This window comes from Desulfovibrio sp. OH1186_COT-070 (genome assembly GCF_003860215.1).
In the GTDB taxonomy this organism is placed as follows: domain Bacteria; phylum Desulfobacterota; class Desulfovibrionia; order Desulfovibrionales; family Desulfovibrionaceae; genus Desulfovibrio.
On sequence record NZ_RQYH01000001.1, the window covers coordinates 87,753 to 111,617 of the forward strand.

Annotated in this window: 22 protein-coding genes; 5 read left to right on the plus strand and 17 right to left on the minus strand. The window is 59.7% G+C overall.

Annotation, left to right across the window (positions count from 1 at the left end; genetic code table 11):
• Positions 1–15: 15 nt before the first annotated feature.
• From EII23_RS00385 to EII23_RS00395, 3 genes are read right to left on the minus strand one after another with little or no spacing between them, the layout of a single operon-like run.
• Positions 16–318 (minus strand): hypothetical protein, encoded by a 303-nt coding sequence (locus tag EII23_RS00385; protein ID WP_124791091.1) that lies wholly within the window; start codon positions 316–318, stop codon positions 16–18.
• Entirely contained in the window at positions 315–1,286 is a 972-nt protein-coding gene (rsmH, locus tag EII23_RS00390) for a 16S rRNA (cytosine(1402)-N(4))-methyltransferase RsmH (protein WP_124791092.1), read from the minus strand. Before rsmH ends, EII23_RS00385 begins: the two co-directional genes overlap by 4 nt.
• 9 nt (positions 1,287–1,295) lie before the next feature.
• On the minus strand, positions 1,296–1,742 hold the full coding sequence (locus EII23_RS00395; RefSeq protein ID WP_124791093.1) for a division/cell wall cluster transcriptional repressor MraZ: 447 nt from the start codon (positions 1,740–1,742) through the stop codon (positions 1,296–1,298).
• A 353-nt stretch (positions 1,743–2,095) separates the two neighbouring features.
• On the opposite strand from EII23_RS00395, the gene pyk reads away from it, so the two are divergent.
• Positions 2,096–3,514, plus strand: a complete 1,419-nt coding sequence (pyk, locus tag EII23_RS00400; protein WP_124791094.1) for a pyruvate kinase — start codon at positions 2,096–2,098, stop codon at positions 3,512–3,514.
• Between the two features lie 2 nt (positions 3,515–3,516).
• A complete protein-coding gene (locus tag EII23_RS00405) occupies positions 3,517–4,554 on the plus strand; it encodes an HD-GYP domain-containing protein (protein ID WP_124791095.1) in 1,038 nt (345 codons plus the stop codon).
• A gap of 194 nt (positions 4,555–4,748) precedes the next feature.
• Here EII23_RS00405 and hcp read toward each other — a convergent pair whose 3' ends face one another.
• The 12 genes from hcp to EII23_RS00465 all read right to left on the minus strand — a co-directional run bounded on the left by hcp (position 4,749) and on the right by EII23_RS00465 (position 19,007).
• Positions 4,749–6,374: a hydroxylamine reductase gene (gene hcp, locus EII23_RS00410; protein WP_221620348.1), complete on the minus strand. Its 1,626-nt coding sequence runs from the start codon at positions 6,372–6,374 to the stop codon at positions 4,749–4,751.
• A gap of 79 nt (positions 6,375–6,453) precedes the next feature.
• Positions 6,454–6,795 (minus strand): cupin domain-containing protein, encoded by a 342-nt coding sequence (locus EII23_RS00415; protein WP_124791097.1) that lies wholly within the window; start codon positions 6,793–6,795, stop codon positions 6,454–6,456.
• Between the two features lie 107 nt (positions 6,796–6,902).
• Positions 6,903–7,625 (minus strand): ABC transporter ATP-binding protein, encoded by a 723-nt coding sequence (locus EII23_RS00420; protein ID WP_124791098.1) that lies wholly within the window; start codon positions 7,623–7,625, stop codon positions 6,903–6,905.
• Between the two features lie 46 nt (positions 7,626–7,671).
• On the minus strand, positions 7,672–8,487 hold the full coding sequence (locus tag EII23_RS00425) for an ABC transporter ATP-binding protein (RefSeq protein WP_124791099.1): 816 nt from the start codon (positions 8,485–8,487) through the stop codon (positions 7,672–7,674).
• The gene (locus EII23_RS00430) at positions 8,484–9,521 is read right to left on the minus strand and encodes a branched-chain amino acid ABC transporter permease (RefSeq protein ID WP_124791100.1); all 1,038 of its coding nucleotides are present in this window, start codon (positions 9,519–9,521) and stop codon (positions 8,484–8,486) included. Before EII23_RS00430 ends, EII23_RS00425 begins: the two co-directional genes overlap by 4 nt.
• Entirely contained in the window at positions 9,521–10,414 is an 894-nt protein-coding gene (locus EII23_RS00435) for a branched-chain amino acid ABC transporter permease (protein WP_124791101.1), read from the minus strand. Before EII23_RS00435 ends, EII23_RS00430 begins: the two co-directional genes overlap by 1 nt.
• 98 nt (positions 10,415–10,512) lie before the next feature.
• Positions 10,513–11,658 (minus strand): ABC transporter substrate-binding protein, encoded by a 1,146-nt coding sequence (locus tag EII23_RS00440; RefSeq protein ID WP_124791102.1) that lies wholly within the window; start codon positions 11,656–11,658, stop codon positions 10,513–10,515.
• A gap of 179 nt (positions 11,659–11,837) precedes the next feature.
• On the minus strand, positions 11,838–13,625 hold the full coding sequence (locus EII23_RS00445) for a YcaO-like family protein (RefSeq protein ID WP_124791103.1): 1,788 nt from the start codon (positions 13,623–13,625) through the stop codon (positions 11,838–11,840).
• Positions 13,626–13,731: 106 nt separating this feature from the next.
• Entirely contained in the window at positions 13,732–16,350 is a 2,619-nt protein-coding gene (locus EII23_RS00450) for a pitrilysin family protein (RefSeq protein WP_124791104.1), read from the minus strand.
• Positions 16,351–16,506: 156 nt separating this feature from the next.
• On the minus strand, positions 16,507–17,283 hold the full coding sequence (locus EII23_RS00455; protein ID WP_124791105.1) for a MetQ/NlpA family ABC transporter substrate-binding protein: 777 nt from the start codon (positions 17,281–17,283) through the stop codon (positions 16,507–16,509).
• Positions 17,284–17,332: 49 nt separating this feature from the next.
• The gene (locus tag EII23_RS00460; protein WP_185702252.1) at positions 17,333–18,028 is read right to left on the minus strand and encodes a methionine ABC transporter permease; all 696 of its coding nucleotides are present in this window, start codon (positions 18,026–18,028) and stop codon (positions 17,333–17,335) included.
• On the minus strand, positions 18,021–19,007 hold the full coding sequence (locus EII23_RS00465) for a methionine ABC transporter ATP-binding protein (protein ID WP_124791106.1): 987 nt from the start codon (positions 19,005–19,007) through the stop codon (positions 18,021–18,023). The genes EII23_RS00460 and EII23_RS00465 overlap by 8 nt, the downstream gene beginning before the upstream one ends.
• 214 nt (positions 19,008–19,221) lie before the next feature.
• Between EII23_RS00465 and EII23_RS00470 the strand changes: the two genes are divergently transcribed.
• Positions 19,222–19,548 carry a pseudouridine synthase gene (locus EII23_RS00470; protein ID WP_124791107.1) on the plus strand — a complete coding sequence of 109 codons (327 nt, stop codon included), beginning with the start codon at positions 19,222–19,224 and terminating at the stop codon, positions 19,546–19,548.
• Positions 19,549–19,647: 99 nt separating this feature from the next.
• Here the strand turns inward: EII23_RS00470 and EII23_RS00475 are convergent, their stop codons facing one another.
• Positions 19,648–20,454: an exodeoxyribonuclease III gene (locus tag EII23_RS00475; RefSeq protein ID WP_124791108.1), complete on the minus strand. Its 807-nt coding sequence runs from the start codon at positions 20,452–20,454 to the stop codon at positions 19,648–19,650.
• A gap of 271 nt (positions 20,455–20,725) precedes the next feature.
• Between EII23_RS00475 and EII23_RS00480 the strand changes: the two genes are divergently transcribed.
• Entirely contained in the window at positions 20,726–21,316 is a 591-nt protein-coding gene (locus EII23_RS00480) for an IMP cyclohydrolase (RefSeq protein ID WP_124791109.1), read from the plus strand.
• Between the two features lie 64 nt (positions 21,317–21,380).
• Positions 21,381–23,024 carry a GTPase HflX gene (hflX, locus tag EII23_RS00485; protein WP_124791110.1) on the plus strand — a complete coding sequence of 548 codons (1,644 nt, stop codon included), beginning with the start codon at positions 21,381–21,383 and terminating at the stop codon, positions 23,022–23,024.
• 8 nt (positions 23,025–23,032) lie between these two features.
• On the opposite strand, the gene EII23_RS00490 is transcribed toward hflX, so the two are convergent.
• Complete coding sequence (locus tag EII23_RS00490; protein ID WP_124791111.1) at positions 23,033–23,686, minus strand: hypothetical protein; 654 nt, start codon at positions 23,684–23,686, stop codon at positions 23,033–23,035.
• Positions 23,687–23,865: the final 179 nt, after the last annotated feature.

A 23,865-nucleotide genomic window follows, 5' to 3' on the forward strand; every position in this document is an offset into this window, starting at 1 on the left:
CAAAAACCTCGCACTTCAGCGGGAACTCATGCGCCGGATCTGCCCGGGCTTGGCCTCGCGCATGCCGAATTCCTCTGCCTTGCGCCGCAGTTCGTAGGGCGAAATCAGACGTTCACGCTCCACTTCCAGCTTTGCCTTGAGGGCTTTTCTTTCCCGCAGGGTGTTCTGTGCAATATTGATAAAATATGTGGTGTCCATGCGCTCGATATTGCTCCACACAAGCACAAGCCCCATGACTACCCACGATAAAAGCCCGAGCGCCAGAGCCAAAAGCCATCCCTTGCCGCGCGCCTGCCCCGCCCCGGAAGAACGCTTCATGCGCTGCCTCCGGAAATTTTTTCCACAGCGCGCAGCTTGGCGCTGCCCGCACGCGTGTTGACCGCCAGTTCCCCAGGCCCGGCCTGCACCGGTTTTTTATGCAGAATGCGCACTTCCGGTGTATGCCCGCAAACGCACACCGGCACATGGCGAGGACACCGGCAACCCTCTGCCCAGCGGCGCATGGCCTGCTTGACCATCCGGTCTTCCAGCGAGTGGAAGGTGATGACAACCAGCCTTCCTCCCACAGACAGGTATGTCAGGATGCGCTCCAGAAAAGTCTGCAATTCTCCCAATTCATCATTGACCGCCATGCGCAGGGCCTGAAAGGTACGCGTTGCGGGGTGACGCCGCGCTTTGCGCCGCCATTCCGCCGGATAGGCTCTCTCCACCAGCGCGGCCAGTTGCGCTGTTGTATCAATGCTGCCCTTCTGCCGCTCATCCACAATGCGGCGGGCGATACGCCCGGCCTGCGGATCTTCCCCCAAAACGCCTATGCATTCCTTCAGTCTGGCAAAACTTTCCCTGTTGACCCAGTGCCAAGCCGAGGGCTGACCAGAATCCCGATCCATGCGCATGTCCAGAGGGCCATCCCCCAAAAAGCTGAAACCGCGCCGAGCTTCGTCCAGTTGGAGAGAAGAAACCCCGATATCCAGCAACGCACCGTCCACACAATTCCAGCCGAGTTCGCCCAACGCATCGAAAAATCGGCTATACCTGCTGTGAAAAAAATGAACCCTGTCGCCAAAAGGGGCCAACTTTTGCCGGGCAAGCCCAAGAGCTTCGGCATCGCGGTCAAGGCCGCACAACTGGGCGTCTGGGGCAGCTTCGAGCACAGACAGCGCATGACCGCCCAAGCCCAGAGTCCCGTCAAGATAGCGCCCCCCAGCACGGGGCGCCAGGGCCTGAAGTGTTTCTTCCGGCAAAACGGGAATATGGCGTGCCGTTTTGTCTTGGGCCTCAAGCATACGCACGACCTACAGGCTGATCTCCACACCACTGGCGGCGAGCTCGGCGGAAACATCCTCAAGCTCCAGGCCGTCAAAGCGCTCCTGATCCCAAATCTCGAACTTGCTGAGCATGCCCACGAGCATGACGTCTTTTTTCAGTCCCGCCTCCCGCATCAGAGATTGCGGAATGCGCACGCGCCCCTGGGCATCGGGCACAAGCTCCTGCGCCAGCCCCATGACCTTTGTCTTGAAATGCGCAAGCCGGGGAGACGGCAGGGCGATGCTGCCCAACTGCTCTGCCACATGCGCCCACTGGTCAGGCAGATAGGCCACAAGGCGGCCATAAAAAGCCGTGAGCCAGAAACTCCCTGTTTCGCTGTGCGCCAGCAGACTTTCGCGGTATTCCGGCGGCAACATGAGGCGCCCCTTGGGATCAAGGCTGCGGGAAAGGCTTTTGCTGAAGAGCTTTTGCACAGATTACCACTTTTTGACGTATTTTTACCACTTTTTTCCACTTATGCCCCACAGGGCCACCCCTGTCAAGCGCAGTGCGCTCCACAAGCTCTTGCTGCCCCTCCATCATTCCCCTGTGGCGGAGCGGACGCTGATTCTCCGCGCGCGCTGCCTGCCCAAGAAAAAGGGCGGGGACACATTGCCAGCTTGACAACAGCGGAGAAAATCAGGAATAGTTTGCGGAGATTATTCCCTATTCCCGTGGATGACAGACACCATCAGGTCCCGCCGTGCGGTCTTTCCGCACACAGGGCAAATCAACGGCGCTTTGCCGATGGCACGTCCGTCCGCAACAGCCTGCAAGGACTCCGGACATGAAAACAAAAATCGTCGCGACCATCGGCCCTGCCTCCAACAGCAAGGAAAAGCTTGAGCAACTGGCCGAGGCCGGAGTCAGCGTTTTCCGGTTGAATTTTTCCCACGGCGGCGCTGCAGATTTTGTCACCATCATCCGGCATATCCGCGAGATTGAAGCAACGCTGAAGCGCCCCATCACCATCATGCAGGATCTTTCGGGGCCGAAAATCCGGTTGGGAGTCCTGCGGGAAACCACCATCAGCGTGAGCAAGGGGATGCACCTCCTGCTGGGCCCCAGCGACAAACACACAAGCACCATGCCCTACCTGCCCTTTGACCACAGCGTCATTCTGGAAAGTCTGGAACCGGGCGACAGGATGGTGCTGGCCGATGGCGGCCTGCAGTTTGTTGTGCGCGAGCGCCGGTCCGATGGTCTGGTGCTGCTGGAGGCGGACAATGCGGGCATTGTCACTTCGCGCAAGGGCCTGGCCCTGCCCGGCAAGGCGACCAAAGTGAGCGCCCTGACGGACAAGGACAAAAAGGACCTTGCTGACGGCCTCAGACTGGGCGTGGACGCGGTGGCCATCTCCTATGTGCAGACCGCGCAGGATGTGCGCGAAGCCAAGGAGCTTATTGCCGCCGCCGGCAAGCGTGTTCCCGTGGTGGTCAAACTGGAGCGGCAGAGCGCTGTGGACAATTTGCAGGAAATTCTGGAAGAAACAGATGTGGTCATGGTCGCGCGCGGCGATCTGGGCGTGGAGTGCCCGCTGCCCCATCTGCCTGCCCTGCAAAAGCACATCATCAGCGCGTGCAACAAGGTGTCAAAGCCGGTGATTGTTGCCACCCAGATGCTGCTTTCCATGGTCAACAGTCCGGCGCCCACCCGCGCGGAAACAACGGACGTGGCCAATGCCGTGCTGGACGGAGCCGATTGCGTCATGCTTTCGGAAGAAACCGCCATGGGCAATTTTCCGGTAGAAACTGTGCGCTATATGCGCATGATTACAGGGGAAGCCGAGCGCCTTCTCCTGCTCAACCACAAATTTGAAGAACCGGACAGCGACAAGGGCATTCCCGGCTTTCTGGCCTACTCCGCATGTTTGCTGGCCAACAAGACGGACGCCAAGGCCATTGTTTCCCACAGCGTTTCCGGCAGTTCGGCCCGGCAGGTATCCTCCCGGCGTCCTCCCCAGCCCATTTACGCCCTCACTCCCGATCCGGTGAGCATCAAGGCCCTCAATTTCGTCTGGGGGGTCGAACCCGTCTTTGTGGAAAATCCCGATGAAGATCCGAGCCACCTCAACCGTGCGGAAAAATTCATTCAGGACTGTCCCATGATCGCGCTCGACGAATGCGCGGTCATCACTGCCGGCCAGGTACAAAACTCGTCCTCCACCCCCAGGGGAACAAACCTCGTCAAAATTTACTGGAAGTAATCATGGCCGGTACAGCGCGCACCGAGGGCAATCGCCCCCAGAACATTGATGAAGAATACTACCAGATCAGCGCGGAAATTCTTTCAAGCTTTCCCAAGTACCGGCCGCCGGTGGATCTTTTCCGCTTTCGTGAAGACATTCTGGTTCTGGCCCCCTACTGCAGAAAAGAAATGCGGCTGACCAACGAACAGGTGGAAGAAGTGGCCGCCCTGTGTGCGGAGGGCAATCTCTTTGTCTCCCGCTCGGACCACCACATCTACTCGCGCCATATCGTCAAACAGCTTGACCTGGTCCTGCAGGACAGCAACCTCAAGGATTCGGAAATCGCGGACATCTGCATCCGTGCTCTGCACATGCGGTATTGCGAGTTCGGCGAGCAGCCCGTCAAGGCGGTGCTGGACCCCCTGTACCGCGACGTCATGGTAGTCACCGAATATCTCCGGGGCGACAAATACCGCATCAATACCTTCATGCGCCGCCTGTTCCGCAAGAATGACGCGGCGCGCCATGCCATCAATACCATGATCACGGGCCTGTGGCTCTGGCTCCAGACCACCAGTGAAGTGCGCCCCAAAGACCTGGATCGCATGGCCTTGGCCCTGTTGCTGCATGATGTGGGCATGCTCAAGGTGCCCGCCTTTCTGCTCAACAAAACCGGCCCCCTCAAACCGGACGAGCGGGAAAAAATCTTGCCCCACCCCATTGTGGGCGTGAAGCTCATGCAAAAGATGGATGTTGCCTTTGAAGAACTTTTGCGCGCCTGTTTCGAGCATCAGGAGCGCATGGACGGCTCCGGCTATCCGCAGCGCCTCAAGGGTTCCCAGATCAGCCGTGTGGGGCGCATCACCGCTGTTGCGGACTCCTTTGCCGCCATGATCTGTGAAAGGCCGTACCGCAAGGGCAAGGACATTGTTGTCGCTGCCAAGGAACTGGCCGGAAGCCAGAACCTCTACGATCACGAATTGGCCAACGTGCTTCTTACCGGATTTTTGTCCGGCAACATCGGGCAGATGGTCGATATGGACAGCGCGCTGGAATAAGCCGCGCAACCCAAAAGCCACAACAAGGCCCGGACGTGATTTTTCGCGTCCGGGCCTTGTTGTGGCAAAATGTGGCCGCCTGTTGCGCCTGTCCGCGCATTCCCGCCACACACAGTGAAAGCTGCGAGCGGGCACAGCCCGCTCGCAGCAAGGTTTCGGTTTTGCGCCTGCGTGGCAGGCAGTCATGCAAAAGTTCAGCCCACAAAAGCCTTGAGGTCTTCGGCCACGTCACCCACACCGCCGATTCCGAACTGCTCCACCAGCACATTGGCTACCGCCGGAGAGAGAAAGGCGGGCAGGGTGGGGCCGAGGTGGATGTTCTTGACGCCCAGCGAGAGCAGGGCCAACAGAACGATAACGGCTTTCTGTTCATACCAGCCGATATTGTAGACAATGGGCAGGTCATTGATATCTTCCAGCCCGAAAACTTCCTTGAGCTTGAGGGCAATGAGCGCCAGCGAATAGGAGTCATTGCACTGTCCGGCGTCCAGCACACGCGGAATGCCGCCGATGTCGCCCAAGGCGAGCTTGTTGTACCGGTATTTGGCGCAACCCGCCGTCAGGATGACCGTATCCTTGGGGAGACCCTGGGCAAAATCGGTGTAATACTGGCGAGATTTCTGGCGTCCGTCGCACCCGGCCATGACAATGAATTTCTTGATGGCGCCGGACTTGACGGCTTCCACCACCTTGTCGGCCAGGGCCAGTACCTGATTGTGGGCAAAGCCGCCCACAATCTCGCCGCTTTCGATCTGCTTGGGCACGCGACAGGTCAGGGCATGTTCGATGATCGGAGAAAAATCCTTGTGCTCGCCCGGCTCTCCGGGAATGTGGTCGCACCCCGGAAATCCCGCCACACCCGTAGTGAAGATGTTGCCTTTGTAGCTGTCCTTGGGGGGCACAAGGCAGTTGGTGGTCAGGAGGATGGGGCCGTTGAAGCTTTCAAATTCCTCTCTCTGCCGCCACCACGCATTGCCGTAGTTGCCCCTGAGGTGGGGATATTTTTTGAAAGCCGGATAATAATGCGCGGGCAGCATTTCAGAGTGGGTATACACGTCCACACCCGTGTCCCTGGTCTGCTCCAGCAGCATTTCCAGATCGCGCAGATCGTGCCCGGAAATAAGGATAGCCGGATTTTTGCTCACGCCAATATTGACCTTGGTGATTTCGGGATGGCCATAAGCTTCGGTATTGGCCGCATCCAGCAGGGCCATGGCGGCTACGCCCTTGCTGCCTGTTTCCAGCGTCAAGGCCACAAGATCGGCCACCCCCAGGCTGTCGTCCAGAGTTTTGGCCAGGGTTTCCTGCAAAAAGGCGTCAACAGCGGGATCGTGCTTGCCCAGTACATCGGCATGCTTGACATAGGCGGCCATGCCCTTGAGCCCCAGGGTGATGATGGAGCGCAAGGAGCGCACATCCTCGTCCGCCGTGGACAGTACGCCCACAGTGGCCGCCTTGGCCAACATGGCGTCCCTGCTGTCGGCTCCCCACATGGCGGCATCGGTCAGCCCCTGGGTGGAGCCGAGCTTGTCTTTCAGGTCGCGCGTGGCGGCACAGGTCAGGCGAACGCGCTCGGCCAGAATATCGTCGTCAAAGTTGGCGTTGGTAATGGTGGCAAAAAGATTGGCCGTGACCATGCGGTCCACACTGTGGTCAACACTTTTGCCTTCGGCGCGCAGGCGCGTGGTCACCTGCCCAAGTCCCTTGGTCACATACAGGAGAAGATCCTGCAAGGCAGCGGTTTCCGGCTTTTTGCCGCAAACACCCACCTGGGTGCAGCCCTTGTTGCCCGCGGTTTCCTGACACTGATAGCAAAACATGGCGGTACTCATTTTTTTGTCCTTTCTTCTCCGCGTGGCGGAGGTTGTGCCCCTGCTCTTGCGCAAGCAGGGGCAGGGATTATTTCGTGGCAAAAGCCACTGTCAGCAGCATCTTGAAAGGCTCCGGGGCACGCACGGCATGAGGCCGCCCGGAAGGCATGACAATGGCCTCTCCGGCGTGCACGGTATGGCTTGCGTTTTCAATGAGCACTTCTGCCCGGCCTTCGAGAACATACACCAAGGCATCGCCAGGGGACGTGTGCGCGCTGATTTCCTCCCCTTGATCAAAGGCAAAAAGGGTTACGCTCACGGCGGAATTCTGCACAAGGGTTTTGCTTGCAATCTGCCCGGGCTGGCAGTTCACCTGCGCGGCCAGTGGCAGGGGTGCGGCCTGTTCCAGATTTTTGATGATGGCGTTCATGCTGCCTCCTTCATTGTGTGTGCAAAAATTAGTTCAGGCGAAAAAAAAAGTCCGTACCAAATGGTACGGAACAAAAATGTTTGGCAAAGTGGCACATCAGAAAAACATTACCCGCCAAGATAGGCTTCCTTCACCTTGGGGTTTGCCAGAAGTTCCTTGCCGGGACCTTCAAGAACAATGCGCCCCACTTCCAGAATATAGGCATAGTCCGCCACAGAAAGGGCGGCAAAGGCATTCTGCTCCACCAAAAGAACAGTCCGGCCCTCCGCATTGATACGCTTGATGATTTCAAAAATCTCCCGCACAAGCAGAGGCGCCAGCCCCAGAGAAGGCTCGTCCAGCATGAGCATCTCCGGTCGGCTCATGAGCGCGCGCCCCACAGCCAGCATCTGCTGTTCGCCGCCGGAGAGGGTGCCGCCCTTTTGCCAGTGCCGCTCCATAAGCCGGGGAAAAAGGCTGTACACATGCTGAATATCCTTGTCGATGGCATCCTGATCCGAGCGGGTGTACGCACCCAGACGCAGGTTTTCCTCCACCGTCAGGTGCGGCAGGATGCGCCGCCCTTCGGGCGAAAGGGAAATGCCCTGCAAGACCATGTCTTCGGGATTCAGGCCCATGAGCGAAACGGGTTTTTCTCCCTGCTGGCGCGTCAGCAGAATTTCTCCGCTCACGGTTTTGTTCAAACCGGCTATGGAGCGGATGATACTGCTCTTTCCCGCGCCGTTGGCACCGATAAGGGTTACAATACTGCCGCGCGGAATGTTCAGGCTCACGCCCTGTACAGCCTGGATGCCGCCGTAGCGCACATGAAGATCTCGAATTTCAAGCATACTGCTCCCCTGCGGGCCGGGCACGCCGCTTTTCCCGTCGCGCGCCTCACACATGTTCACACGAAGCATCCTCGCCCAGATAGGCGCGAATCACCACAGGATTGCTGCGCACATCGGCAGGCAGGCCTTCGGCAATCAGGGCACCGTATTCCATGACCCAGATGTACTGGCATACGCCCATGACGACCTTCATGTCGTGCTCGATGAGCAGAATCGTCAGGTCAAATTCGTCCCGGATATGCCCGATGAAATGCATGAGCTCCAGGCTTTCCTGAGGATTCATGCCCGCCGCAGGCTCGTCCAGCAAAAGCAGGCGCGGCTCCGTGGCCAGTGCGCGCGCGATTTCCAGCCGCCGTTGCGCGCCGTAGGGCAAACTGCCCGCCTGATCGTTCAGATAGGCGCTCAACTGTACGCGTTCTGCAAGCTGCCGACTTTTTTCCACAATGGCTGCCTCTTCCCGGTAAAAGACGGGGAGCCCCAGCGGGGCCAGCCACCACGGGCACTGGCGGCGTACATGACAGCCCACGGTGATATTTTCAAGAACCGTCATCTGCTGGGAAAGGCGGATATTCTGGAACGTCCGGGCCATGCCCAGAGCGCATATCTCCGAGGGAGGCAGATTTTTGATGCTCCTGCCGTCAAAAACCACTTCACCTTCCTGCGGAGTGTAAAAACCGCTCAATACGTTGAACAGGGTTGTTTTTCCTGCTCCGTTGGGGCCAATGATACCGGCGATACAACCTCTGGGCAACGACAGGCTCAGGTCGCTGACCGCGGTGATGCCCCCGAAGCGCATGTTCACATCCCTGGCCGACAGCAGCACGTCCCCGCTGTCCGGAGTCAGGGGCAGGCAGCGGCTCATGCTCTCCCCCTCTGCGCCAAAGCACGGATTCCCTTCCAGGTCAGTTCCCGTGTGCCCATGATGCCTTCACGCCGGTACAAAATGATGGCCAGCAGCACCAGAGAAAAAACCACCATGCGCATGCCGGGAATTCCGGGCAGTTCCACAAATCCCAGATTCATGGGTTCCTCGATGGCGCGCAGCCATTCCAGAAGGATAGTGATAACAGTGGCCCCCAGAATGCTGCCCGTAAAGGAGCCAAGCCCCCCGGCCACAACAAACATCAGGACATTGAATGTCAGCAGAAAGTTGAACATCTTGGGGTCAATGGTGGACAGATGGCTGCCCAGCAGGGCACCGCCCACACCTGCGAAAAACGCGCCGAGGCAGAACGAGAGCACCTTGTAGCGAAACACATTGATGCCCATGACGCGCGCGGCAATCTCATTATCGCGGATGCAGCGCAGCACATTGCCGTAATTGCTGAAAACAATCCTGACCAGAACCACAAGAGTGAACAGCATCCAGGCGTAGCAGGAAAGCAGCGTGGCGTGCGCCGGGATACCCTTGATGCCCAGAGAACCGTTGGTGATGGGCGTGGCGTTGACAATGAGTACCCGGATGATTTCCGCAAAGCCCAAGGTGGCGATGCCCAGGTAATCGTCGCCAAGGCGCAGGACGGGCACGGCGATCAGCACAGCGAGCAGCGCGGCCACCAGCCCCCCGGCCAGAACAGACACCCAGAAGGGCGTGAAGAGTTCCGAAACCGGCCAGATGATCGGCTCCAGAATCCACATGATTTCCTTTTGCTCCGGCGTGAGGATGCACAAGGCCGACACATAGGCCCCGATGGCAATGAAGCCCGCATGCCCCAGAGAAAAAAGTCCGGTAAAGCCGTAGATCAGGTTGAGGGAGAGCGCCAGAATGATATTGATGAAAATCAGCTTGGCGATATAGATCTGGTAATCTCCCAAAAACGCCTCGGCATAAAAAAGCGCCAGGCCGCCGAGTCCCATGAGCAGGATGTTCAGGAGATTGCTGCCGTTCAGACGCATCAGATTTTTTCCTCCATCTTCTCGCCCAGCAGACCGGTGGGTTTAAAGAGCAGCACCAGCACCAGCAGCACAAAGGCAAAGGCATCGCGATAGCCCGAGAGATCCGGCATGAAAGCCACGGTCATGATTTCCACAAAGCCCAGGGCCACACCGCCGATCACCGCGCCCTGAATCGAGCCGATGCCGCCGAATACCGCCGCAATAAAAGCCTTGAGGCCGGGCATGATGCCCATATAGGGATGCACCTGCGGATAGCGCAGAGCCCACATGATGCCCGATGCGGCCGCCAGCGCCGAACCGATGCAAAAGGTCAGGGCAATGATATTGTCAACCCGCACGCCCAGCAGGCGCGTGGTTTCAATATCCTTGGATATCGCCCGCATGGCCAGGCCGGGCTTGGTGCGGTATACGGTGTAGAGCAAAAGCCCCACAAGAACGATGGTCATGACCGGCACAAAGGCCGTCAGGGGCAGAATGCGCACACCGCCCACCTGCCACTCCGAAACCAGCCATTCGGGCTGGAGCACAGGCCGGGGCTGCCCGGTAAAAACGACCACCGCCAGACTTTCGATGAAAAACGATACGGCAATGGCGCTGATCAGGGCCGATATGCGCGGTGCATCCCGCAGGGGGCGATAGGCGATTTTTTCCACAGCCACCCCGAGAACGCTTGCGCCGAGCACGGCAATCACCGCCGCCACACCCCAGGGCCAGCCAAAGGCGAATGTGCCGAAGAAAACAAAATACGCGCCCACCATCAGGATGTCGCCATGCGCGAAATTGATCAGGCGCAAAATGCCGTAGACCATGGTGTAGCCAATGGCGATCAGGGCGTACAGAGAGCCCAGAGTCAGGGCGTTGAAGCAGTGCTGCAAAAACATGTCGGGGTTCATGAACACCTCATGACGGTCAAAAAAAGGACCTTGACCGTCCCTGCAACGAAAGAGGGAAAAAGTGCCCCGCAGGTCTTGTGACTGCGGGGCACAAACCCTTACTTGGGTGTGACTTCACCCACATAAACGCGCTTGCCGTCCTTGTATTCGATAATGCCCACAGGCATTTCCGCATCATGGGACTCGTTGATGGTCAGCATTCCCAGTGCCGTCGGCAGATCTTTGGTTTCCGCGAGGGCCGCGGCAATGGCCTTGGATTCCGCGGTTCCGGCGCGCTTGATGGCATCAATGATCAGGAAGTAGGTGTTGTAGCCCAGCGCCCCGTTGACGTTGGTTTCCTTGTCGGGGTAGGCGGCCTTCCAGGCTTCGGTAAACCGCTTGGCGGCAGGGCTCATGTTGGGCATGGCCGGATCATAGGGAAAGGTGGTGTGCAAAAAACCTTCCGCAGCCTTGCCCCCCAGCTTGAGGGTATCGGGATTGTCCATGGCATCGGCACCCATCAGGCGGAACTTGGCACCCAACTCGCGGGCCTGCTTCATGATGATGGCGCCTTCCGCAAAATAGGCGGGCATGAAGACAATGTCAGGCTTCTGGGAGATGAGTTCCGTAAGCTGGGCGGTAAAGTCCTGATCGCCGGAGCTGTACTTGAGGGTGCTCGTCACCTCGCCGCCCAGTTTCTTGAAAGAGCGGCTGAAAAAGCTGGAAAGCCCCACGGCGTAGTCATTGGTCATGTCCATGAGAACCGCCGCTTTCTTGAACCCGAGGTTCTCGAAGGCGTAGGTGGCCGCAGCCGCACCCTGATAGGGATCAATGAAGCAGGCGCGGAAGTAGTATTTTTTGCCCTGGGTCACCAGAGGATTGGTGCAGGAGGTGCCCACGCCGGGAACAGCGGCCTTTTCGGCAACCTCCGCTCCGGCCATGGCCAGGGAGGAACCGTAGGTGCCGATGAGGGCCACGACCTTGTCACGCTCCACCAGGCGTTTCACCGCGTTGGCGGCTTCCACCTTGTCGGACTTGTTGTCCACCACAACCAGTTCCACAGGGCGGTTCAGAACAGAGGGCATTTCCTTGTGCGCAAGGCGCACACCTTCCAGTTCCAACTGGCCGCCAAAGGCATTTTGCCCGGTCAGGGGCAAATACACGCCGATCTTGACGGGACCATCCTCAGCGGCAAAAGCCTGCCCGGCAGCGCCAAAGGCCAACGCCAGTCCGGCCAGAGCAACAAAAATTTTTTTCAGTTTCATCCGTGACCCTCCAGGGATTGTGGGTTTGGCAGGGGCCATTCTGTGTGTGGCCGACCTGCAAGCAGACAGTATAAACAACATGAGCTCCGGCTGCAATTCTGAATATGCCAAAAAAACCGGAGCCACTGTACGGCAGGGGCAAAAGCAGCCACGCCGCAGGAATGCGAAAAGCCGCGGTCCTACACTTCAACGGATGCCCAGTAGCGGGCAAAAAGGCGCAGAGCCGGGAGCGAAAAATTGTCCCAGTCCGACGCCAGGCACAAGCCGGGAACCAGCGCCCGTACCACGGGTATGTCCAGATCCTTGCGGGTGAGGTTGACATAGAGGGGGGGGATTCCGTGTTCGGCCAGCGTATTTTCCAAAAGGCGACAGCAAGCCTGGGGAGAAGGCAGGCTGTAGTCCGGCAGGTCCTCGAGAAAGCGCACTGGCAAACCGCCCAGCCCCGCGCCCGAAGGCCGGGGGCGATGCCCCTGCGCCAGCGAATAGGGCCAGGGTGTTTCCGTGAGCGCAGCCAGAGCGGCACGCGGGCCGCAAAGGCCGGCCCCTGTGGCCCGCGCCACAGAGCCGTCTCTGCTGTGAACAAAGCACTGGTACACGGGCACGCCCAGTTCTGTGGTCAGGTCAAGAAACTGGACATGGATGCCGCAGGCCGCATAATCGTCCAGCAAAGACTGGATGCGCGCGTCACGACTGCGCAACACAAAACAGCGGTTGCGCTTGTAGGGTGTGGTAGCTTCCGCATCACGTTCCACAATTTCGGTCAGGGCCGCCAACCGGGCTTCTTCCACAGTATTGCCCGAAGCAAGCCCTGTGGACGAAGCAGCCAGAAAGAGAGACGGCTCGTCAAGATTGCAGAACAGGAACACAGCCTGAGCCGGAACCAGCACTTCCCCTCCCGCAGGATCCTGTGCCGGAAGCCAGTGCAGGGGCACATCGGGGAAAGGAGCTTCCAGAGGCAGAGAGTCCGGAGCCAGCGCCGCCCTGCCCTGCTCCCGCAGATCCGCAAAACACGCCCTGATCAGGGGCAGGGGATATTTGCGATCCAGCACCTGGCCAACTTCGCCCCCACCGCAGGGCTCCGCCTCCACACTGGCATAGGCGCTGGCCCGCTCCACAATTTCCATGGCATACGATGCCCTGGCGGCAGCCAGGGAAAGACCGCGCCCGTAGGCTCTGGCCGTACCGCGCAAAGTATGCGCAAGGGCTCCGTTGCGCACGCTGAGATCCACGCGCCATTCCCGGAGAAGCGCAACAGGCGAGAGCGAAGCCTCGTGCCGCATCTCCGGCCCGCTCACCAGACCCGCCTCCAGCAGGGCGTCCAGAGCGCGCAAAAAGGTTTCCTGCGGGGGCGGACGCTCCCAGCGGGGCGGATTTTCCGCCAGAAGGCGCTGGTGCCAGTGGTGCAGAGCGCCCGCGCGGGAGGCCATGTGTCTGGCGGAGTCCGTAATGGCCTCGGGAGAAAACAGGGGGGCAATATCAACATCTTCCGGGCGGGGCAGGGCGCGGTGGTCGCAGATATTGGCGCGAAACAGCGCACTCCATGCCGCCGCTACCCTGTGATCCGGCCTGCTGGCCGCCCGCAGGCAGACTGCCGGGCTGTAAGCGGCCAGATCTTTTGTGGCCCCGGCAAAAAAAATATTGCCGTCCTTGCGGTGGGCCGGAAGCAACAGGGAACATTCCGCCAGAAGAGCCGCCAGCACAGGGCGGACAATGCGCCCGTCGGTGGGGTCACGGCACGTTGCGGCCAGACTGTCCAGTTCTTCTGTTGCGCGCGCGCCAATCTGCCGCAAAAGATGCAGATGCAGAAAATCGTCCATGGGAGCGGCTTCCAGACGGGCCAGAGCCGCATCAAAGTCCAGGGACTGGGGCGGAACGCAGGAAAAATAGCCGGTGGTGGCCTCTGTCTGCTCGTGAACATAAGCATAGTCCATCACGGGCAGAGACGAAAAACCGGCGGGGCTGTGCATGGTCGTGCGCCTGTTTTTTGCGGGCCGTTGCGGCCCGGTTTCAGGAAGCGGCGCTCCGCCGTGCCCCGCCCCATCGGGAGCACACGCGGCACAGCGGAGCGCGGTGTCAGGGCAACAGCGTCAGGCTGTACAGATTGTCAGCAACCAGATACCTGCGCACAGCGTCTTGCAGTTGGACGGGAGTGACGCGGGCGGCTTGTTCGATGAGGCTTCTGTCGAAATCCTGCACGCGTCCCAGCACGGCATTGACGGCAGCCTCCTCTGCCCGCGAGGCAAGGCTCTGCCGCTCACGGTAATACTCTCCCCACAGACGGTTGATCGCGGCCTCCAGCAGAGCCGGAGGCAGGGGCTTGGCCGCGATATCCGCAATGACTCCGGCAAAACCCTGTTGCGCCGCTTCCACCTTGTCCGGCGTTGTGCCGATGTACAAGGCCAGAAAACCTGCCTCCGGGAAAGCGCGGTAAAGGGCATTCACACTATAGCCCAGCCCCTGTTCATCCCTGAGGCGTGCGAAAAGCGGCCCGCTCTGCCCGGAAAGCACTGCCTGCAACAGCAGCATGGCGGGCGCATCGGCATGGGCAGGGGGTACAGCCCTGTACACCTGCAAGACATGGGCCTGACTGCGGCCCGGAAGGTGCAGGTCAAGCTTTTTTTCCCGGGTCCATATGGGCGGCACAGTCTTGTGCGCAACGTCACGGGGAAGGGGCAGGGAGCGGGCAAAGGCCAAAACCTCATCACGGTCAAAATCTCCCGCGACAGAAAGAACCCAAGGCTGACGAGCCTGCTTTTCCCAAAAAGCGCGAACATCCTCCGCCCGGAAGCGGTCATGATTTTCCACGCTGCCCAGGCGGTCATGCCCGTAGGGATGGCCGCCCAGAAAAAGGAATCCGTTCAGGCGGGCAAACAGAAAAGCCGTGGGCCTGTCAGCACGCCGCCCGATGGAGGCCTTCAGGTTTTCCGCTTCCCGCCGGACATCTTCCGGAGCAAAGCGCGGCTTTTGCACAATATCGGAAAGCGCGGAAAAATAGTCCGCGCTGAAACGCTTGGGGCCGCTCAAAGACAGGGTGAAGGTTTGCAGGCCCGCCTCGGCCTCCAGAGATGCCGCCCTGTCGGAAAAAAAGCGTTTGACGCCCTGCGCGTCCAGATCTCCGCTTCCGGAAGTCAGGCTGCCCGCAACAAGGGCGGCCAGCCCCTGCTCCTGCTCTGTGAGCAGGGCGTTGCCGCCGGGCATTTTGAATTCCAGCGCCAGATAGGGCACGGTGGGATCGGGCAGAAGTTCAAGAATACGCCCCTGTCCCAGGTCCACGGTTTCCCGCTTTCCGGCCTGTGCCTGATTCGCGTTTTTGGGATCAGCAGAGGCGGAAGAAGGCCAGTTTTTCTGCAGAATGCCCTCCAGATCCGGCACGGCAGCATCTTCCGGAACAAGCAGGCGCACACGCATGCGCTCCGGATCAAGCCACGCAGCGGCAGCCTGCCGCACTTCGGGCATGCCTGCCTTTTGCTGGGCAAAACGGACGTTTTGCAATGCCGCCTCTCCGCCCAGAGCAAAGTGCACGGTTCCCAGCCAGGAGGCAAGGCCGTTGAGCGTTTCGGCAGAACGGTCCATGCTGTCTTCCAGATTCAGGCGGGCCCGGTGCAGTGCTTCAGGGCTGAACTCTGCTGAACGGAGCGCGGCGAAGTCGGCTGTCAGTCCTTGCCAGAGTGCCTCCAGCTTGTCGGCATCCGTCTGGATGGTAAGGTAGGCGATCCCCCCCCGCGCCAGACTCATGTTGCCCATATCCACGGTGTCCGCCAGCCTTTTTTCATATTGGTAGCGGCGCTGCAACAGCGAGGAGTCGTCCCCTCCCAGCAGATAGCAGAGCACGTCAAGGTCGACAGAGCGCAGGTCGCGCTGGTCCGGCGCGGGAAAAGCCAGGCCGAGGTATGCCTTGTTCCAGGGCCCCCGGATGACCTCCACGCGCGACCCGCCGGGCGCAAGCGCCATGTCCGCAGGCTGCGGGAGAGGCATGTCGGCGGTATTGGAAAGAGATCCGAACAGGGTTTGGGCATGGGCCAGCACCGCCGCCGGCTCAATATCTCCCGCCACCAGCAGCAGCATGTTCTGTGGCTGGTACCAGCGCCGCACATAGGCGCGCAAATCCTCGGCGGTGATGGACAGCACGCTTTCCCTGAAGCCGATGATGGGCCGACTGTATACGGTGTTTTGCAGGGCGGATGTCTGGAGGCTCTCAAAAAGCCGGTTCATGGGCGAATCCTGCCCGCGCTCCAGTTCGGAGATGACAACCTTTTTTTCCGACTCCAGTTCTTCGGGATCCAGCGAGGGATGGAAAGCCATGTCCTTGACAATTTCCATGCCGATACGCCAATGGGCAGCGGGCATGTCGGTTATGTACCAGGTCTTGTCAAAACTGGTGGCCGCATTGAGATACCCGCCCAGAGATTCCACCTGACGGGCAGCCTCCCCTCTGGGACGGGATTCTGTGCCCTTGAAAACCATGTGCTCCAACAGATGGCTGATACCCGCCTGCGCAGCCTGCTCATTGGCGGAGCCAGCGCCCACATAAAGGCGTGTGGCAACCAGCGGAAAACGGCTGTCCCTGACAATGACCACCCGCAGCCCGTTGGGCAGGCGCGTCAGGACTTTCTGTTCGGCGGGCGCGGCCTGCGTACCGTCCACAAGCAGGCCGGTCAGTGCCACAAGCAGCAAAAAGATGCGTACCAACATGTACTTCCTCTGATTTTTTTCAGCGTCCGCCGGGAGCACGGCCCCCGCATGGACGAAAAGCAACGGGAGAAAAGGCAGAGCCAGGTTCGGAAACGAAACCCGGCCCCCCCTGCGAAAAAACGGCTTTGGCAGACAGCAGCGTGTCAGGAGCCGCGTCTAAAAAGCGGGCATGATCCCCTTGGGAATCAGATGTTCCTCAATATAGGCCTTGACCTCCGCAGACTGCACGGCCTTCATCAGGGCCTTGGCCTGGGGGCTGTCCTTGTCGTCCGCGCGCACAGCAACAATATTGGCATAGGGCGAGTCCTTGCCTTCCAGCGTCAGGGCGTCTTTGGCAGGCACAAGGCCGGCTTCTCCCGCAAAATTGGTGTTGATGACAGCGCACGTCACGTCCGCCAACGTGCGGGGCAACTGCGCCGCGTCAAGCTCGTGAATCTTCAGGTCGAGCGGATTGGAAATGATATCGGCCACCGTCACCAGAGCGCCGGGCTTGACGGCAATGACGCCGTTGGCCTCCAGCAGGCGCAGGGCGCGGGCCTCATTGGTGGGGTCATTGGGCACGGAAACCGTGTCGCCCTTTTTGAGGTCCGAAAGCTTTTTGATTTTTTTGGAATAAATGCCCAGTGGCTCAATGTGCACCTTGCCGATGGATACCAGTCCGAGATTTTTTTCCGTGTTCATGTTGTCCAGATACGGCTCGTGCTGGAAAAAATTGGCAAACAACTGCTTGCCCGCAAGGGCCATGTTGGGCTGCACATAATCGGTGAACTCCCTGATGACCAGATTGTAGCCGTCTTTCGCCAGAAGGGGCTTGGCCACAAGCATGATGTCCTTGTGGGGAAAGGGCGTCACGCCCACGACCAGGTCTTCGGCGGCAAAGGCTTGTGTGGCAAGGGCAAGAATCATGACCAGCGACAGGAACAGACGTTTCATGGATGGACTCCTTCTGACATGTGCGCGGGGTTCGCCGGTATGGCGGAACCTACCGCAGGATTTTGTACAAAAAGTTGCAGATACCCTGAATCAGCAGCACCATGGCACAGAGAATGATGACGGAATAGACCATGATATCAACCTGAAAACGGTTGTATCCGTATTTTACGGCCAAGTCTCCCAGTCCGCCCCCGCCCACGGTTCCGGCCATGGCCGAATAGCCCAGCAGCGTGATGGCAATGACCGCCACGTTCAGAATGATGGACGGCAAAGCTTCGGGAATGAGCACCCGGAAAATGATCTGCACATTGCTGGCCCCGAAGGATCTGGCGGCTTCCACCACGCCCCTGTCCACCTCGAGAAAACAGGTTTCGATGAGCCGGGCCACAAAAGGAGCCGCAGCCACGGTCAGCGGCACAATGGCCGCCGCACTGCCAATGGACGTGCCCACCACAAAACGGGTGAAGGGGATGATGGCAATAAGCAGAATGATGAACGGAAACGAGCGCCCCAAGTTCACCACAAAGTCCACAACCTGATAGACCGCGCGCCACGGCCGCAGGCCTATGGGGTTGGTCACGATCATCAGGATGGCCAGAAAAAAGCCGATCAGCAGCGAAAAAAGCGTGGAAAGCAGCACCATATGGGTGGTTTCCCAAGTGGCGGCAAGAATTTCGGGCAGCTTGTCCTGCAGGCGCTCCCACAACGGCAGAAAGGCATCAACCCCTCCCCAAGCTTCACTCATGGCGCACATCCGTAGCTTGCGGAGCATACTCCAGAATTTCCCAGAACAGGCGCTGTTCTTTCAGGTAGCGCAGCACGGCATCCATATCCGGGTCGGGAACATTGATGATCAGAAAGCCGAACACGTCGTCCAGATAGCGTTCCAGTTTTCCGCCGACAATGGAAAAATCGCGGTCCAGCGCCCTGGCCATGCGCGTGATGACGCTCTGCTGCGAGATCTCGCGCGGAAACATGAGGCGGATGTTGGTTCCCCCCGGCAGAAGCGTGTATTCGTTTTCCACCATGGCCTGCATGGCCTTGGTGGGAGCAAGAAAAAGATCCTCTGTCCTGCCCTGCGCCACAGTTCTGCCACCGTCAAGCAAAAGCAGACTGTGGCAGAGGCGTTTGACCACTTCCATCTGGTGGGTGACCATCACGATGGTCAGGTTGAGCCTTTTGTTGATGTCTTCCAGGAGGTCGAGAATGGAGGATGTGGTTTTGGGGTCCAGAGCGGATGTTGCCTCGTCACAGAGCAACACTCTGGGATTCAGGGCCAGGGCGCGGGCAATGCCCACACGCTGCTTCTGGCCGCCGCTCAGACTCTGGACCCGCTGCCCGGCCTTGTCGGCAAGGCCCACCAGTTCCAGAAGTTCCATCACTCTTTCCCGCCGCCGCGCACTCCCCCACAAATCCAGAGGAAAGGCCACATTGTCAAAGACATTTTTGCGGGCCATCAGGTTGAAAGTCTGGAAAATCATGCCCATGGAGCTCTGGAGTTCGCGCAGGCGGCGCCCGCCAAGAGAGGACACTTCCACGCCCATCACCCGCACGCTGCCCCGCTGGTACGGCTCAAGACCGTTGAAGCAGCGCAGAAGGGTTGATTTTCCGGCACCGGAATGCCCCACGATGCCGAAAATTTCTCCTTCGTGCACATGCAGATCAATGTCATGCAGGACGGGATGGTTTCCGTACGACTTGCCGAGCCCGACGGTCTGGATCATGAGCGAACTGCCTGCCCCCTGTTTGCAAATTATGGCAGCATGCGCCATGCGCGCAAAAAAGTAAAGAACCGGCATTTCCCCCAAAAAGGACGCGCGCAAACCGAAAGGTATGGCACTTTTTTTGCTTGTTCTCTGCACAGCAAGACACGAAGGCCAAATTTTCCGCAGGGCTTTTTTCCGTGCGCCAAGCGCACGAAGGGCAAGGAGAAACAATATGGAACTGGAATTCCGCTTCCGCAACAATGACAGAGGCCCGCTTTTGCCCACATTTCAGGAAAGGGTCAACGCCATGCTGCCGGCCAACCGTGCGGCGGCCGCGCCCGCGGCACCCGCGGCCCCTGCAGACAAAACCGCATCAGCCGCAGCGCCCGTTCTGGAGCAGTCCCCCCCCGCAACGCCGCGCATGCTCAATACCGAAGAAATGCAGCAGGCTCTCGCCCAGGTTGAAGCCGAAGCCGCCCAGCACAGTCAGGAAATGATTCTGGCGCACTCGGGCCTGAACGAGCAGAGGATTGCCCGGCTTCTGGGGTTGCTGGACTAACGCGCAGTACATCACCCGGTCATTGCGGTTGATGAGGATCGCTGAATCCCAAAACACGGTTTCCGGCTCGCTTTCGCCAACGGGATGCGGGGAACAGGGTTACAGTTCCAGGCTCAGGCCCACCGGGCAATGGTCTGATCCGTAGACATCGCTTTCGATCCAGGCATCCCGCACGGCGGGCAATAACTCCTGTGAAACGAAAAAATAGTCGATACGCCAGCCAAGATTCTTTTCCCGCGCCCGGCTCTTGTAGGACCACCAGGAATAGTGCCCCGGCGTTTCGCCATGGACATGCCGGAAGGTGTCCGCATAGCCCATGGCCGTGAAGCGATCCAGAAATGCCCTCTCCTCCGGCAGGAACCCGGTATATTTTTCATTTTGCCTGGGGCGGGCAAGGTCTATGGGCCTGTGCGCGATATTGAAGTCGCCGCAGACCACTATCGGCTTTGTCTTGCGGCACTTTTCGGCGTAGGCCAGAAAAGCCTCGAAGTATCCCATTTTGTACGGGACACGTTTGAATTTTCCCGTGGGCTTGCCGTTTTCGTCCAGAATTTCCGCGCCGCCGTTGGGAAAGTAGCCGTTGAAAAAATGGAATTGCGGATACTCCAGGTGCAGCAGCCTGCCTTCTCCCTGAAATTCCTCCTGCGGCAGTTCGGCCTGCACGTGCAGTGCGGGCGCTTTGCTGAACACGGCAACCCCGGAATACCCTTTTTTTCCGGTGCTCCATGACCAGTGCGCCTCCCATCCCCCGGGGTTGCGAACACTCTCGTTCAGTTGTTCCGGGTGGGCCTTGGTTTCCTGCAGGGCCACCACCTGCGCGTCCGTACGCGCAAACCACTCCCATTCCGGCTTGCCGGAAACAGCCCGCAGGCCGTTAACATTCCACGAAACACATTTGAACAGCACAGATCCTCCCGCAGGGCGGCACGACCTTCCCCGTCACGGCACACGGTTGCCGCGAAAAACACCAGAACCGGGATACAGCCCTACCGCGCCGTTGCAGCGGTTTTTCGCGGGCGCACCGCCCGCACGGCAAAACCCCGCCATCAACCGAAAAAAGCATAGCCTTCCCGGAGGTTCAGGGCAAGCCGCACATTGCCTGAACGGGCATTCTGGGCTACAAAAACAGTGCACCCGCACAGCAACGCTACAGCTCACACCTTGAGGAGAGCCCCATATGGAAAACCTGCCCATTCGTCGCGCCATTCTCAGCGTCACGGACAAAAGCGGCCTGACGGATTTTGCCGCCTTTCTTGTGGAAAACGGCGTTGAACTGGTTTCCACCGGCGGCACATGGAAAACGCTGAAGGAAGCCGGGCTGCCGGTGACCGCCGTCAGCGAGGTTACGGGCTTTCCCGAAATTCTCGGAGGCCGCGTCAAAACCCTGCACCCCAAAATCCACGCGGGGATACTGGCCAGCAAGGACGATCCCGAGCACATGCGCACACTGGAGGATGCGGGCATTCTTCCTTTTGATCTCGTATGCGTGAACCTGTACGACTTTGCCGGAGCAGTGGAAAGAAAGCTCTCTCTGGAGCAGGCCGTGGAAGAAATCGACATCGGCGGCCCCTGCATGCTCCGCGCTGCGGCCAAGAATTTCCACAGCGTTCTGGTGCTGCCCTCTCCCCAGTGGTACGCCACGGCCATTTCCGAAATGAGCGGCAATGCCATGAGCGTCAGCCTGCAATTCCGTCAGGCCATGGCCTCCCGGGCTTTTGAGGCCACTTCCAGGTATGACGCGCTGATCACCTCCTACCTGCGCCCGTGAAAACGGGCCGCGATACGCACGACTGTCTTTTTCGGAGGCGGCCATTCCAAAACCCGAAGGCAATTTGCAGGGGCTGAAGCCAAGCCAGCTCGCTGCGCTCACCAGGCTTTTCAACCGGCGTTTTCCTGCGGAAGACGTCTATACCCTGGAGCAGGCGCGGGAAATCGCGCAGCTTTCCCGCGCTGTGGGAAGGCAGATCGGGCTTCTTGTGGACCGCAAGGGCCGGGTACAGACGGTCATTGTGGGAGAGACGGGCGGCCTGCTGATTCCGGAACTGCCGCGCATGCGCGGCGGCGCGGGGCGGCTGCGGGGCCTGCGCCTTGTGCACACGCACCTGACCGCAGACGGCTTGAGCCAGGAAGACCTGATGGACATGCTCTTTCTGCGCCTGGATGCCGTCATCGCACTCACGGTCAGCCCCGCAGGAGAACCTGTGCAGTGGCAGGCGGCGCACCTCCTGCCCGAAAACGTCAACGGGCAGCACTGCCATGTGGGGGAACTCCGCCCCTGGAACCACACTCAGGCGCAGCTTGCCGCCACGGCAAAAGCTCTGGAAGACGAGATGGACGCCCTTGCCGGGGCTGCCCGCGACGCGGGCGATGCCCCGCGGGCCTTGCTGGTTTCCGCAAGCATGCTGCCCGCCGCCGTGCAGGAACGCAATATCGGAGAACTGGCGGAACTGGCCCGGACAGCGGGCCTGACCGTGGTCGGGCACATGACCCAGCGGCTTTCCCGGGCAGACCCCCGTTTCATTCTGGGCAAGGGCAAAATGGCCGAACTGGAAGTCTTGGCCCTGCAGACACGGGCCGACATGCTTGTTTTTGACGGCGAGCTTTCCCCCGCCCAGTTGCACAATCTTGCGGACATCACCGAGCGCAAGGTCATTGACCGCACCCAGCTTATTCTTGATATTTTCGCCCAGCACGCGGTCAGCCGCGCGGGCAAACTTCAGGTGGAGCTTGCCCAGTTGCGCTATACCCAGCCGCGCCTGGTGGGAAAAAACCGCGCCATGGACCGCCTGATGGGCGGAATCGGCGGACGCGGCCCCGGCGAAAACAAGCTGGAAACAGACCGGCGCAAGGTTCGCGAGCGCGTGACCCGCCTGCGCAAGGATCTGGATCTGCTGCGCAGGCAGCGTTCCGCCACCCGTGCCCGCCGCTCGCGTCAGGGAATCCCCCTGGCCGCGCTGGTCGGCTATACCAATGCAGGAAAATCCAGCCTGCTCAATACCCTCACCCACTCCGAAGTGCTCGCGCAGGACAGGCTTTTTGCCACTCTGGATCCCACCACCCGGAGGCTGCGCTTTCCCGCGGTAAGGGAAATCATCCTGGCTGACACTGTGGGATTCATCCGCAATCTGCCCAGGGAGCTTGCCGAGGCTTTTCGGGCAACGCTGGAAGAACTGGAGGCCGCCGACATTCTGCTGCATGTGGCCGATGCCTCCCACCCCGATGTTTTGCTGCAGATCAGCGCGGTGGAAAATATTCTGGAAGACATGGAACTGGCGCATTTGCCGCGCCTTCTCATCCTCAACAAATGGGATCTGCTTGCCGTGCATGCCCGCGCCGAACTGGCTGATACCTTTCCTGCGGCATTGCCCCTTTCAGCCACAACAGGTGAAGGCTGCAAGGCGCTGCTGGAAGAACTGGAACAATTGCTCCTTCCCCGCAAGATTTCCTGCCCGACAAACGCCATGCCCCGGCAGTGAGCCTGCCCTCAGATTGTTGTTGCGCCCGGAGGGCTTTGCCTTTTCTCCGGAACAGGGGCGGCCTTGGGCTGTCCTGCCCCCGACTCCCCAGGGTTGGGAACATTTTTTTGCCCGGCATACTCCCTGGCCGCGCTCTCCATCGCTGCCTGCCCCACCACGCGCCAGTGCCCGTCCACCCTGCGCAGGGCCAGCCAGCTTGCCATGTTGGCCGGTGTGGTAACGCGGGCCACGGCGGCATCGGCATCCACTTCCACAATTTTTGCCTTGCGCAGGCTTTCCGGCACCCACGGACAATCCGGAGTATCGGCCTTGGTGCAGTGCGCCACAAGCTCTCCTGTTGATACGCCGCGCACAAACTGCGCGTGCTGGCGTGCCTCCATGTCAATAACATTGCCCAGCAGCTTTTCCATGCTCCCCAGCCCCAGCAGTTTTCCCACAGAGTCCAGGACGCCCAGGGCCTGATCCTCCCTGGTCATGTTTTTGACGGCATTGACGGCAAAGGCTTTCATGTCCATGTGTTCCAGAAAGGACGCGCTGTCTTTTTGGGTCAGAGCATCGGCCATCCGGTTGAGCGCCTGCTGCGGGCCGGAAGCCATGACGCACGCTCCCCCAAGCAGGGTGCACAAAAACAGCCACAAACGGAAGCGGAGAAATTTTTTCATGTCTACCTCGCAGACGGAGTACCTCCGCGCGCGTTGGCGCGCAGTCCGTTCCAGTCCGCTGTTTCGATGAGCAGACGGAGTACCTCCGCGCGCGTTGGCGCGCAAAGCCATACCGCCCTTTCTTATGCCAGAACGGAACAGATGCAAAGCCCTGCAGCACGCCATTGGCGGGCGCAAGG

What these genes read in the sequence shown, in the direction of transcription:
- EII23_RS00385 (WP_124791091.1), bottom strand. Translation starts at nt 318, where the DNA reads ATGAAGCGTTCTTCCGGGGCGGGGCAGGCGCGCGGCAAGGGATGGCTT.
- rsmH (WP_124791092.1), bottom strand. Translation starts at nt 1,286, where the DNA reads ATGCTTGAGGCCCAAGACAAAACGGCACGCCATATTCCCGTTTTGCCG.
- pyk (WP_124791094.1), top strand. Translation starts at nt 2,096, where the DNA reads ATGAAAACAAAAATCGTCGCGACCATCGGCCCTGCCTCCAACAGCAAG.
- EII23_RS00405 (WP_124791095.1), top strand. Translation starts at nt 3,517, where the DNA reads ATGGCCGGTACAGCGCGCACCGAGGGCAATCGCCCCCAGAACATTGAT.
- hcp (WP_221620348.1), bottom strand. Translation starts at nt 6,374, where the DNA reads ATGTTTTGCTATCAGTGTCAGGAAACCGCGGGCAACAAGGGCTGCACC.
- EII23_RS00415 (WP_124791097.1), bottom strand. Translation starts at nt 6,795, where the DNA reads ATGAACGCCATCATCAAAAATCTGGAACAGGCCGCACCCCTGCCACTG.
- EII23_RS00420 (WP_124791098.1), bottom strand. Translation starts at nt 7,625, where the DNA reads ATGCTTGAAATTCGAGATCTTCATGTGCGCTACGGCGGCATCCAGGCT.
- EII23_RS00425 (WP_124791099.1), bottom strand. Translation starts at nt 8,487, where the DNA reads ATGAGCCGCTGCCTGCCCCTGACTCCGGACAGCGGGGACGTGCTGCTG.
- EII23_RS00430 (WP_124791100.1), bottom strand. Translation starts at nt 9,521, where the DNA reads ATGCGTCTGAACGGCAGCAATCTCCTGAACATCCTGCTCATGGGACTC.
- EII23_RS00435 (WP_124791101.1), bottom strand. Translation starts at nt 10,414, where the DNA reads ATGAACCCCGACATGTTTTTGCAGCACTGCTTCAACGCCCTGACTCTG.
- EII23_RS00440 (WP_124791102.1), bottom strand. Translation starts at nt 11,658, where the DNA reads ATGAAACTGAAAAAAATTTTTGTTGCTCTGGCCGGACTGGCGTTGGCC.
- EII23_RS00445 (WP_124791103.1), bottom strand. Translation starts at nt 13,625, where the DNA reads ATGCACAGCCCCGCCGGTTTTTCGTCTCTGCCCGTGATGGACTATGCT.
- EII23_RS00450 (WP_124791104.1), bottom strand. Translation starts at nt 16,350, where the DNA reads ATGTTGGTACGCATCTTTTTGCTGCTTGTGGCACTGACCGGCCTGCTT.
- EII23_RS00455 (WP_124791105.1), bottom strand. Translation starts at nt 17,283, where the DNA reads ATGAAACGTCTGTTCCTGTCGCTGGTCATGATTCTTGCCCTTGCCACA.
- EII23_RS00460 (WP_185702252.1), bottom strand. Translation starts at nt 18,028, where the DNA reads ATGAGTGAAGCTTGGGGAGGGGTTGATGCCTTTCTGCCGTTGTGGGAG.
- EII23_RS00465 (WP_124791106.1), bottom strand. Translation starts at nt 19,007, where the DNA reads ATGATCCAGACCGTCGGGCTCGGCAAGTCGTACGGAAACCATCCCGTC.
- EII23_RS00470 (WP_124791107.1), top strand. Translation starts at nt 19,222, where the DNA reads ATGGAACTGGAATTCCGCTTCCGCAACAATGACAGAGGCCCGCTTTTG.
- EII23_RS00480 (WP_124791109.1), top strand. Translation starts at nt 20,726, where the DNA reads ATGGAAAACCTGCCCATTCGTCGCGCCATTCTCAGCGTCACGGACAAA.
- EII23_RS00490 (WP_124791111.1), bottom strand. Translation starts at nt 23,686, where the DNA reads ATGAAAAAATTTCTCCGCTTCCGTTTGTGGCTGTTTTTGTGCACCCTG.